The sequence below is a fragment of the Adhaeribacter sp. genome (assembly GCF_057359045.1).
The window spans coordinates 22,788-35,116 of sequence record NZ_JBMQUD010000083.1 but is presented as its reverse complement, the minus strand read 5'-3'; the positions used below and the strand labels follow the sequence as shown (position 1 = coordinate 35,116).

Sequence of the window (12,329 nt, the reverse complement as noted above, 5' to 3'; positions counted from 1 at the left end):
GTTTTAGGTTAAAGAGGCAGAAGAAATTCTGCCTCTTTTTTTGTTGAAAGGCTGCCGACGGTAAAAATATTCTGTCCGTTATAGATAAAATTAACACCGAATTTTAGTACCATTACTAAAAAGATGAAATTATTTGCCCTCCTACTTATAACCTTTTCAATTGGCACCCAATTAGCAGTTGCGCAACCAGGAGCTTTGCCTAAGGCTAAGGCTAAGCAACCCGATTATAAGTTATTGCAAAAGCAACTAGAAGAAATTTACGACCTGGATCAAAATATCCGACGCGTCAACTTCGATTCTTTAAATGCCGACCCAATTAAGGCCAATGCGTTCTTCTTAAAAATGCAGAAAACCGACTCGATAAATCAAGTCCAGGTTTTTCCTATTCTGGAGCAATACGGCTGGTTACCCAAAAGTAAAATTGGTGAAAAGGCCGCCCGGGGAATTTATTACGTGGTGCAGCACTCCGGCCTGGCTAACATCGAAAAATATTTGCCTCAAATGGAAAAGCTAGCAGAACAAGGCGAAGCTAATGCCACCGATGCGGCCACCATGCGCGACCGGCTCCTGATGTTTCAGGGGAAAAAGCAGCTATATGGTACCCAGGCCAGTTCCTGGGTCCGGGAAGAAGGCGGCATGGTAATCTGGCCAATACAAAATGTGGAAACCGTGAACGAACGCCGCCAAAAGGTAGGATTTACTACTACAGTAGAAGAAAACGCCAAAAGACTAAAGGCTATTTACAATCCGGAAGAGGAGTTACCTAAAAAGAAAACCAGTTTTCAGAAGTAAGTATTTAGTGAACCGCCCCGTTTAAATATAAATATATACCTTTTATCCCGCCCATATACATTTAGTAACACCCGCTTCGTTCGTTCGTAAGACATATATCTAAATTTTGGTATTTAATTTGTCTCTAAAATATATACCTTACGAATAAAACGCTACATGACCAACCGCTCCTCCCGAATTTTCTCCCGGCTAATGTCCGTTCTGGGCACATGGCTGTTATTGTTTACTTTTTCTTGTGGTGGTGGCGATAAGAAATCCGAAACAAAATCGACGACCAGTACCCCGGCCAAAAACGCCCCAGCGGCACCTGCGGCGCCCAGCAACATTGGGCAGGTAAATGTATTTCTGGAAGTATCGGGCAGCATGAAAGGCTTTATGCCCACGAATAAAGCCGAAGGCATTACCCAGTTTCAGCAAACCATCGATCCACTGCTGGCGACGATTCAGCAAAGCAATACAATTCAGAACAAAAATTATTTTGAGGTGCGCGAAAAACCGTACCCGATTAACTACGATCAATTAGCGCGCACCGTACGCTACGGCATTCAGCAATCTGCTTCCAGCACTACTATTCCGGCTATTTTGGATTCTGTTATATCGCAAAACCCGGATGGCATCAACGTTCTAATCTCTGATTTTATTTATTCGCCGGAAAACAACCGCGCCGTGAGCTACGTGAGCACCGATATTTACCGGGTTTTATCTAAAGCCCAGCAGCAAGGTCAGGCCATTTCGGTATTTGGGGCCACCTCCGACTTCGACGGCACTTTTTACCCGGCTGATAAATCTGCTCAGAAAACGATTGCCAAATGCTGCGATACGCCCGTACCGTATTACGTGTGGGTGCTGGGTAAACCCGAACTGGTAAGTTTGTTTAACCGTCAGGTAATCAAAAATACGTTTCCGGAAGAACTGCACACCGGCTTTAGCTTTGCGGCACCGGCTTACTCCGTATTAGATAAATATTTGCCCACCGGCAGTTGGTACTGCACCGCCGAAAACAACACTTGCCGTACCGTTACCATCAGCGATTTGAAAGCGCCCGTAGAAATGGTGGTGGGTGCCGATTTTAGCCAGTTGCCGGCTGCCTTTACTAATGCCAATTATTTAAATCAAAATTTAAAGCTCCAGGCCGAAAACAGCGATGCCCAAATTACAGCTATTTACCCGGCGGCCCAGTTCCGGACTATGCCCGGCGTAAGCGGTAAAAACACCGACCCGCTCAAGCCCTATACCCATTTTGTAAAAATAAAACTAACCAAATTAAACGCTCCGCAAACCGAGCTGCACCTGCAACTGGCCCAACAACGGCCGGCCTGGGTGCAACAATGGACCACCACCAACGACAGCCAGATAAACCAGGAAGGCCCCAAAACGTTTAACCTGTCGGGCATTGTGGAGGGCGTAGAACGTGCTTTTAGCGCCGGCACCGGCGGCAATATTTTTGACCTGGCCTTAACCTTACAAAAAGAAAAATAAAACTATGCTACCTGGCTTTTTTAAATTTATTTACGAGTTATTCTTGTCGGCCCCGCAACCGCCGCAAACCCGACCAGTGTTCTGGAACGAAATATTCCCAAACGTGGGGTTGGTAAATGTAGTAACCAGTTTGCTGCTGATGTTTGTGTTTTACTACCTGATTAACCACATTTTACCGGTAGCTTTTTTCCGGAAAGCCTGGCATTGGGCCTTGTTTATGATCTTAAGTGCGGCTATTGGTTTCGGCTATGCCTTGCAGTATTGCGGCTCGAAAGAACTGGAACAAAACTCTTACGTTTGGAGCTTTGCCACAATTAATGCCTTGTACGGGGCATTATTTTACATTATTTTCTCGTTCCTATTCCGGAGATGGTCTAGGGGCGCCAGCACCACGCCGGTTAAGTTTTAATTTTAAGCTTGGTTGTAGGGGTAGAAATTTACCACCCCTAACCCCTCCTAAAATAGGCGGGGAACCCGGCTAATGCAAAACCTAGGTCTAACCAATGCATTAGCCCTAACTCTTTCCCTTGATAAAGGAAGGTGCCCGGAGGGCGGAAGGGTTAATTTATAGTATAGTAATCTCCGCTGTCATCAAAAAACAGGCAAAACAAAATACTCACAAGGATGAAAAGTAGTTAAACTAAAAATATGGTTTAGTGATTCAGCTAAAGTAAAACGAAAAACAACCTACTAAAAACTACTCCTCATCCCGCGCTAAACAGCATTAAAAACTATGGCAAAACTCTTTATATTCGGTATTGGCGGTACCGGTTCGCGTGTTATCCGGTCATTAACCATGTTGCTGGCCGCCGGAGCCGAAATTAAAAACTGCGAAAAAATTATTCCGATCATCATTGATCCGGACGCCCAGAACGGCGACATGAACCGTACGGTAGAGCTTTTAAAAGTTTACCGCCGCCTGCACAAAAACCTGGGTAGCCGCCCCAATGGCTTTTTCCGAACCGATATCAGTACCTTATCTAGCCTCGCCAACGACACCGACGGCGCGGTACAGGACACCTTTGTGTTTGACTTTGGTGGCATCAACCAGCGGTTCCGCGACTATATCCAGTACAACAACCTGACGCCCGGCACCAAGAGCGTGGTTGATTTACTCTTTACCGAAGACAACCTCGAAAGCCCACTTACCATTGGTTTCCGGGGCAGCCCCAATATTGGCAGCATCGTTCTAAACAAAGTAGTTGATTCGGCGGAGATTCAATATTTTGCCAAGAACTTCCAGAAAGGCGACCGCATCTTTTTTGTGAGTTCGATATTTGGCGGCACGGGCGCGGCAGGCTTTCCATTGCTGCTCAAAAATCTAAAAGACCCAAACTCGCCGCTAGCTAATGCCGGCTACATCCAGGATGCGCTTACCGGAGCCATTACCGTACTGCCGTATTTCGCCCTGCAAGCCGACGATGGTAGCGTAATCGACTCAAACACTTTTATTACCAAAACCCGGGCGGCCCTCTCCTATTACGAGCAGCACCTGAACGGCTTGGAAGCATTGTATTACGTTGCCGACACACCCGATGCGCCGTACCAGAACCAGCCCGGCGGCAGCGGCCAGCAAAACCGCGCCCATATTATTGAATTACTCAGCGCCCTGGCCGTACTCGATTTTATGGATTACAGCCCCGCCGACCTGAGTAGCGGCACCTTATACCACGAATTTGGCCTGACCGAAGACACCAAAGAAGTGCAGTTTGGTCATTTATCGCCGGAGTCGAAAGAGAAAATAGCCGAGAGCCTCAGCCGTTTCTTATATTTCGCTACTTATTTCAATAATTATCTCCGCGACGACAACGACTCGCCGTACTACAAAACGCTGGAATTAAATAATTTAATTGGCAAAGACAGTTTATTCAAAGATTTAGATCGGCTGATTAACAGCAACGATTTCGGCTTCCTGAATTGGCTGAAAGAACTCAACCACAACCAGCGTTCTTTCGCGCCGTTCAACCTCACCACCGACGATTTCAACCTCATGATCCGAGGCAAAGAAATTATTACCAAAGCCTGGAATCCTTTCGACAAAGGCATCAGCCACGGCTTTTTCCGGAACGAACTCGACGCCAGCGAAAAGAAAATAACCGAACCCGACCGTTTCCGCAAATTTATTATGCTCTTCGAAAACGCCACCCAAAAAGCGTATGCGGAGAAAGTAAAAGCGGTGTAATTCGTTATTCGTTGCTCGTTATTCGTTGTTCGATTTTTGTCACTGGAACATGAAAATGGAAGATAGGAAACTGACCAACAGTAACAGAAGTATGAAATTCCCGAATTGGAAACCAAGAAAAGGTAATCTAACTCCCCGCCTTGGATAAGGAAGGGCCGAGGGTGGTTTGATACGTAAACAGATGATGACCGACAAAACGCACAACGATAAAAACCTAAAAGACCTCCGGAAACAAAACCGCAACAACCTAACTCCCGCTGAAGCTGAACTATGGAAACATTTACAGAACAGCAAATTGGAGGGCCGGAAATTCAGAAGGCAACACAGCGTAGGCAACTATATTGTGGATTTTTATTGCCCACAAGAAAAACTGGGCATTGAGTTAGACGGACGAGACCATTTTACCGATAATGGCTACGAAGCCGACACTAAGCGAACAGAATATTTGAACAGTTTGAACATTAAAATTATTCGCTTCGAAAACAAAGAAGTATTTAACCAGCTAGAAGGTGTGTTAGAAGAAATCCGGCAAAATTTTACCACCCCTAACCCCTCCTAAAATAGGCGGGGAACTGCGGCTAACTAAAAGCTTAGACCGAACCCAAGCATCAGCGCCAAACTCCTTCCCTGTTTTAGGGAAGGTGCCCGGAGGGCGGAAGGGTAAAGGAACGGCGGCAGTTAATTGTTAGAGCCTGATTTAAGTATTGTGCCTTTAGAAAAATAAATTTACCTCCTGTCAGCTTACGTTGGAAGAATATGATAAACGAGATACTCGAATACTCTAAAGAGAACCAGGAACTCCTCGGAATAACGTTATATGGCGAAAGTGGCTTTTGGTGTGGGATTGTTGAAGATTACAACGAGGAGTTCATTCAATTAAGGCATTACACCAAATATGGTGAGTTAGATGGAGTGGCAATTGAAAAAATATCAGATATTGAAAGAATTGACATTAACGATGAATACATAAAGGCTATGAAAATAGTCATTGAGAACAAAGAATTAATAAAAGATATAGAAATTAAAAGTAGGATTTTTGATGATTTAAATTCTGGAAATTGGCAATATATTAGTTTAAAACCCTTTGAGAATGACAATAATGTTTTAACGAGCATACAGATTAATAATGATAATTTTTATCAAGGATTTGTAAAGGCAATCGATGAAGAATACCTAAAGTTCGAGATTATTGGTAATGAGGGAAATTCAGAAGGAACGTCTTTATTTAAATTAGAAAATGTTAATTCTATTAAAATAAATGACCTTGAATGCAGGAGGAAATTGTTGCTTTACAAGATTAAAAATCGAAGATAAAAACACTTGTTACGTGTTCTAAATATATCAAATAATCTAAATAAAAATATTAGGCTTTAAAATATTGCCTAACACTAAATATTATCTGTGGCTCAAATCCGCAGAACACTAACTAAAAATTTAGCTTATGCCAAAGGTATTTCGCTTACACGACAAAGGAAAACAGCAGATTGAAGGCTGGCAGCAATCGTCGCAAATAACGCACATTGAGATTAACGACATAACCGACCCAACCGGCGCTAAGGCCAGCAAAGTAGTAACGTCTATACCTACACCCTTTGCCCGGATGCACCTGTTCGAGACGGCTTTTGATTTTGTAAATACCGATAAAGGCCGCAACCAGGGCTCGTTGTACCACGAATTGGTCTCGCATTACTGGGATTTATTTGAGTTGCTGTTTAATTACCACCACTACCAGGAAGCCGGTAAAAAAATCAGCATCCGACGGTGGAATATTGAGAGCGAACTCCAGATATTACGCACCAACCCCGGCACCAAATTACTGGGCGATACCTTACGGTTGTTTCTGAATGATGGCCGGTTTCAGGGATTTACCGATTTGTACCTGATTTATTACGAATACACCCGGCCGAACGGCGAAACCGCCGAACGCCTGATTGGCGGCACCTCGCCGTTTACCTTGCTTTTTACCACGCCTAGTCTGCAGCCACTGGATATTGAGCGACCACAAGCCCGCGGCCATTATTTTGACAACAACATTGTGCTGCTGCACGACCGCGACCGGGCTTTCCAGGACTTTGTGTACGGTCTGTTTTTGGCCAAACCGCAACTGCGGCAGAAAAACTTCTGTGGCAGCGTATTTGCCAACCTAAACCTGGAGCGGTTTAATGCCCTGGAATTGCGCGGTGAAATTACCCCAGCCAGCTTTACCAACCAGTACAGCAACCTGGCCGATGTGCAGGGCAATTTGGTTACGGTAAAAGACATCGTGCTGCCAACCCGCTCCAATGCCATAGAAATCAGCAGCGATTTATTTGTGCGGGTAAGCCCTACCGTATCGCAGCCGGCGGTGGTACCCATTGTATTAAAACCAAATTTAAAAATTGAAGCCAATTATTTAAATGGCCAGCGCTGGGATGCCGCTACTGCGGTGCCCTGGGTAGATAAAGCAGCGCTGGAAAACCGGATTTTGCCCGGCAAAAAATACAAGTACCCGTATCTGACCATTGGCGATTTTCTGGAGGAGCATTTAATTGAGATGCCGTACGAAGTAAATACCGACCGTTTCCATACCGGCCAGGTAACGTACAGCTACGGCGCCGACACCCGCCTGAAGCACAAATTCCCGTACTTGCTGCCCATTAAACGCACATTTTTCGATTATTTTGATGTAAACGATTTGTACGAGAACCTGACCTTTACCATTGATATCAACCACATAAAAGTAAGTTTGCGCATTCCGGTGCAGGGCAACGAAGCCATTACCTACGAACGCAGTTACTACACCAATCCGCAAAACCCGAAAGATGCTTCCGGCCAGGAAATACCGGAAAAAGGCGCCATTGTAAAAGCTAAAATTGGCCTGGGCTTTTTTCCTTTTTACAAAATGCGCAGCCAGCCGCAGCACAACGACTTGTACAAAATAATGCTCGTGGATGATGATACCGCGCCCAGCCTGGTAAACAAACGCTACGATCTGAATTTTTACGTCGAGAATAAATTAATTACCCCGGAGGGCGGTAGCCGCAGCGCTAATAAAATTCAGCGCACGTCTAAAACCATGGCCTCAGCGGGCTCTACGTATTACGAGGTGCGCCATACGCATTTTGATTATTTAGAACTGGTTTGCCCGCAGGGCGAAAATATTAAAGGCCTGATTGTACCCAAATGGACCGAATTAGACCGCGGGACGCAGAACTTTACTTTCTCCGTCGATTTTGGCACCACCAACACGCACGTAGCTTACAACAGCCAGCCCAGCGCCCACCCCAAAAACTTTAATATTGGGCTGAGTGATATGCAGGTGGTGCTGCTCAACAGCCCCTCGAACGACGCCAACAAAACCGTGTACGAGCGTTACCGGGCCGGCTTTGGCGAATTATTCCCGGTATTGCTCATCCAGAACCGTGAATTTGTGCCCTCATTTATTGGCGAGCAGGGCTCTATTTTTGAATTCCCCATCCGGACGGCCACCTGCGAAACGCCTAATTTCCCGAACGAGCCTACCCAGGTACTGGGCAACATCAACATTGGTTTTGCTATTAACTCCGAAGTATCGGCGGTGCAGCAGGCGCGTTACGAAACCAACTTAAAATGGTCGATGGAGCTGGATACGCACGGCGAAGATCGCATTGCGGCTTTTTTCCGGGAGCTGCTCTGGATGATGAAACATAAAGTGGCCCTGAACAACGGCATTATCGAGAATACTCGTTTAATCTGGTTCCGGCCGCTCAGCTTCGATGCGTTCTCCCTAAACCAATTTAAAACCAAATGGGACGAAGCCTATCAGCAAACTTTTAAAACCAACCAAGCTACCATTACGCTCACCGAATCGGTAGCGCCTTATTATTACCTCACCGCCACCAACCAGGTAGTACCCAACCGCGACGAAAATGTAGTAAATATTGATATTGGCGGCGGCACCACCGATTTATTGTTCCTCAAAGGTCAGCAGCCGGCTTATAGCACCTCGTTTAGATTTGCCGGCGACGATTTGTGGAGCGAAGGCTATAGCCGGATACAGGGCGGCGGCAAGCAAAACGGATTTCTGCAATCGTACCGGCAGGAAAGCCGCGCCATGCCGACCTCTAACCAGGAGCAGGAAGCCCGCCAGGCTTTTGAACTGGCCATGAACAACGAGCAGTTCCACTCTGCCGATGTGGTAAGTTTATTGTTTAGCTACGACAACGAACTACGCTTTAGTCAGCATTTGCTTAAGTCGCGGCAGTTGCGCATTATTTTCTATTTACACTACACAGCCATTATTTACCACATTGCGCAACTGATTAAACATTTGCAGATAGATACGCCGCGCTATTTCTGTTTCAGCGGCAAAGGCAGTTTGTACGTAAAATTACTCAGTGGTGGCCCTAACCTGATGATTGTGGAGCGGTTGACCAAGGCGATTCTGAAAAAAGTTACCGGACAAGAGCCCAAAGCCAACTTTAAAATAATATTGGCCAATCACCCCAAAGAAGCTACCGCTAACGGCGGGGTGTTGTTCGATGGCTCCGCCGAGCACGGTGCTTACGATTATATCCAGGAAACCAAATTATTGGGTGGCACTGAGCCGCTCGATATCCGAACCAACTTTACTACTACCGACCAGGTTGATGCCGCCATGCGCGAATCGGTGCTGGCCAATGCGCAGGCTTACCTGAACCTGGTATTGCAGGATCCCGAAGTAATGTCGCTGCTGCCGGATTTAGGTGTGCAGGTAGATATGAACTTTATGCGGGAATATTTGCGGCAGCAGATATCTGACAGCCTCAGCATTGGTCTGAACCAAATGAGCAAACACCTGCGCCACGACGAAGTACTGCCCGAGACGCTGTTCTTCTACCCGTTAAAACAAACTTTATTTAATTTATCGAGAGAGTTGTATGAAAAGCATTATGCGCATAAAGCAACGGTTTAGAACTGATTACGCCCGTACGCTTACGCCCTTTAGAGCTGGATTACTCCTGGTTTTATGGGGCTTGGTGCACCTGACCGCGTCGGCCCAAACAGACCCGCTGGAGCAGGCCAAGCTCGATATCTGGACCGAAACTGCCTCTTTTGTGTACCGCGATGCCAAGCTGACCGAGCCGGCCAGTATTACCAATGCCAGCACTTTAAAGCAGTTTGTAACGGCTATTCAACAAGACGACCGCAAATCGCAGATATATTCTAAATTATATAAACCCATAGAGGAAACCGGTACTTACCGCAAAGGCAAAGACCCCAAAGCCCAACTTGATTTATTAATCCGGTCGATTAATACCCGGCTGCGCGACAACGAACAGCGCATGAAAGATATAAACCGCCGCCAAAGGTTAAGCGATTTATATAAGCAGCTCCAACAAATAGCTACGGATTATACCAATCCAACTGCCGCCGATCCGGGCTTGCCCCCGGACCCAAGCACCACCGGCGACGAAAGCTTTGTTGCCCCAGACAACACCCGTACCGACCCGGATACCGCCGTAGAAAGCGCTTATACCGAGAACCAATTAAGTTCCTTATCGAAAAGACAACCGCAAGACCAAAATAAAACTACTGACTGGATGACTATTGCAGCCCTAATTTTAAGCTTACTGGCCTTGGGCCTGACCTATTTTTTGTACACCAAAATTACCGCGGTAGAAAAGCGCATCGACCAACGCAAAAAAGACATTGATTTTCTGACCCAACAGGTAAACGGCCCCGGCCGTAAATCTACCGCCGATGCCAACGGTAAAATCTCACGCGAAGAAGTGGAAAGGCTGGTACAAAAAGCCGTAGCCCGCGAAACAGCCCGCCTGAAACCTGCCTCCGCTGCACCACCTGCTCCAAAAGAAACTCCGGCTGCCCCCAAAGAAACGCCGGCACCAACTCCCCGGGTAGAACTGCCTGCTGAGTCGGAGGATGCTTTGTTAAGTCCCCCGCCGGTATCGATACCCTCGGTTCCGGTGGCTATAACTCCGGAGCCAGAGCCGGAACCTACGCCTGCTCCGGCCCCGGCACCCGACAAACCCCAAAGCTTATTTGCCCGGGTACCTGTAAACGGCGGTTTCCACGAGCAGGATTTAAACCCGGCGCAGCAACACGACAGCATTTACGAAATCCGCATCAGCCGCAAAGATCCGAGCCGCGCCGCTTTCCGGATTGTACCTAACTCGCCGGTGCACCGCACGGCCATCGAAAGCGCGTACTTATCGCTTAAAGATGCCTGCGTTTACCAGTTAAATAACCAACACGCTACCAACATTATCACCGACGAACCCGGCACCCTCACCTACCAAGACGGTTTTTGGGTAATCGACAAAAAAGCTAATATTCATTTTGAGTAGGAGTCGTTTGGCTTAATTAAAAATCAGGAGTTAAGGTTCAACAATAAATTAGAAATGCAAGCCCGGGAAATATTAGATTAAAGACAAAATATCTCAATTTAAGGAAGACTTTCACACAACGGCTAAAATGAAATAATTATTTAGCCGTTGTGTGAAAGTCATTCAGAAAACCGGCTAGTGCACACACAGGTTATAGTAAATTTTGCATAAGTATTATTTAATTAAACCGGCCCTGAAATGGCCCAATCTACCAGCAATAGGTGCAAGCCCATCGTTAACAGGTAAATGGGATAAAAAGCCATGAAAGGGCGCAATACTAATTATATATCCTTTCGGAGCGGATAGTAACCCTGCTTTTTATATGGATTGTTATTGTAAAATATTGGTTATCGGATGGGAATAAAAAAAGTTCTCAACTATATTTCCGCCAATATTAAATATTTGTATGCTTTCCGACGAAATAATCAAACACAGCCAGTTACTTTCCACTTCCTTTACCAAGGCCACCGGTCAGAACTTATTAGAAGGAAACTTTATACCCGAAGAATTAGCGCGCCAATTGTACGAAGCGCCCTTTGTAGTACTCTCGCACGGCACCCAGCCCGACCCCATTTTTAATTACGCCAACTTAACCGCGCAACGTTTGTGGCAAATGGATTGGGAAAGATTTACGCAATTACCTTCACGCCTATCGGCCGAGCCCGTAGCAGTTGCCGAACGGCAGGCCATGCTGACGGAAGCAAAACAGAAAGGCTACATCTCAAACTACCACGGGGTCAGGATTTCCAGCACCGGCAGGAGATTTATTATTCAAGACGCCATTCTCTGGAATATGTACAATGCTAGTGGCCTATACCAAGGGCAGGCTGCCATGTTTAAAAACTGGCAATATTTGTAAGGCTACAACCGCAACCCTCCTACTCTATTTTACCTATTTTGGGTATCACCTGAATTAAAAAGCGTTTGTTGTCGTATTCGCGCTGGCCAGTATAGCGGCCCGTGCCGTAAAAGCCGCTGCCGGCAATAATTATTTCAAAGCGTTTATCATCGAACTTAATATTGCGGGCCTGCCACAAGTTTAAGAGTGCCAGTGCCCGGTTGTAACTTAGTTGGTAACCATAATCGCGCCTTAATACGTGAAATTGCGGGTCGTACGGATCGCGGGCGGCCATGCCTTCAATAATTACCAAATATTTTACGCCTTGGTCTTCTTTTATATCGTCAATAATTTTTTTTAGGGTAAGCCCCGCCTGATACAAAACGTCTTTGTCTTTATCTTTAATTACCCAACTGTCTTTATCGAACGTAACGTTTACTTTTAGTTCGTGGCGTTTATTCTGCGGGTCGAACCGGAAATATTTACCTTCGAGGCCTTTCAGGGCGAGTTCTATTTCCTGAATTTTCCGCAGTTGCTCTACCTGCACCAGCAACTCGTTTTGTTTATCCTGAAATAATTTATAGCTCAGCACAAACAACACCAGCATCACAATAAATAATGCCGTCATTAAATCGACGTAGCTGGGCCAGAAAAAATCTTTATTATCTTGTTTCAATTCTTAAATATTTACGCC

At 46.0% G+C, this 12,329-nt stretch carries 10 protein-coding genes; 9 read left to right on the top strand and 1 reads right to left on the bottom strand.

Translation table 11 applies throughout. The annotated features are described in order from the left end of the window. Positions 1–123: 123 nt before the first annotated feature. The 9 genes from ACO1R6_RS13260 (at position 124) to ACO1R6_RS13220 (ending at position 11,656) form a co-directional block, all read left to right on the top strand. Complete coding sequence (locus ACO1R6_RS13260) at positions 124–792, top strand: DUF6624 domain-containing protein (protein ID WP_486265341.1); 669 nt, start codon at positions 124–126, stop codon at positions 790–792. A 156-nt stretch (positions 793–948) separates the two neighbouring features. Further along, positions 949–2,271 carry a hypothetical protein gene (locus ACO1R6_RS13255; RefSeq protein WP_486265340.1) on the top strand — a complete coding sequence of 441 codons (1,323 nt, stop codon included), beginning with the start codon at positions 949–951 and terminating at the stop codon, positions 2,269–2,271. A gap of 4 nt (positions 2,272–2,275) precedes the next feature. Beyond that, on the top strand, positions 2,276–2,680 hold the full coding sequence (locus ACO1R6_RS13250; protein ID WP_486265339.1) for a hypothetical protein: 405 nt from the start codon (positions 2,276–2,278) through the stop codon (positions 2,678–2,680). A gap of 324 nt (positions 2,681–3,004) precedes the next feature. After that, positions 3,005–4,453 (top strand): hypothetical protein, encoded by a 1,449-nt coding sequence (locus ACO1R6_RS13245; RefSeq protein WP_486265338.1) that lies wholly within the window; start codon positions 3,005–3,007, stop codon positions 4,451–4,453. Between the two features lie 181 nt (positions 4,454–4,634). Further along, entirely contained in the window at positions 4,635–5,012 is a 378-nt protein-coding gene (locus ACO1R6_RS13240) for an endonuclease domain-containing protein (RefSeq protein WP_486265337.1), read from the top strand. A gap of 197 nt (positions 5,013–5,209) precedes the next feature. Beyond that, positions 5,210–5,767 (top strand): hypothetical protein, encoded by a 558-nt coding sequence (locus ACO1R6_RS13235; RefSeq protein WP_486265336.1) that lies wholly within the window; start codon positions 5,210–5,212, stop codon positions 5,765–5,767. Between the two features lie 127 nt (positions 5,768–5,894). Beyond that, positions 5,895–9,365, top strand: coding sequence for a hypothetical protein (locus ACO1R6_RS13230; protein WP_486265335.1), 3,471 nt, complete (start codon positions 5,895–5,897; stop codon positions 9,363–9,365). Beyond that, entirely contained in the window at positions 9,331–10,758 is a 1,428-nt protein-coding gene (locus ACO1R6_RS13225) for a hypothetical protein (protein ID WP_486265334.1), read from the top strand. Before ACO1R6_RS13230 ends, ACO1R6_RS13225 begins: the two co-directional genes overlap by 35 nt. A gap of 445 nt (positions 10,759–11,203) precedes the next feature. Further along, positions 11,204–11,656 carry an MEKHLA domain-containing protein gene (locus tag ACO1R6_RS13220; protein WP_486265333.1) on the top strand — a complete coding sequence of 151 codons (453 nt, stop codon included), beginning with the start codon at positions 11,204–11,206 and terminating at the stop codon, positions 11,654–11,656. A 19-nt stretch (positions 11,657–11,675) separates the two neighbouring features. On the opposite strand, the gene ACO1R6_RS13215 is transcribed toward ACO1R6_RS13220, so the two are convergent. Next, complete coding sequence (locus ACO1R6_RS13215; RefSeq protein ID WP_486265332.1) at positions 11,676–12,311, bottom strand: hypothetical protein; 636 nt, start codon at positions 12,309–12,311, stop codon at positions 11,676–11,678. Between the last annotated feature and the right edge of the window lie 18 nt (positions 12,312–12,329).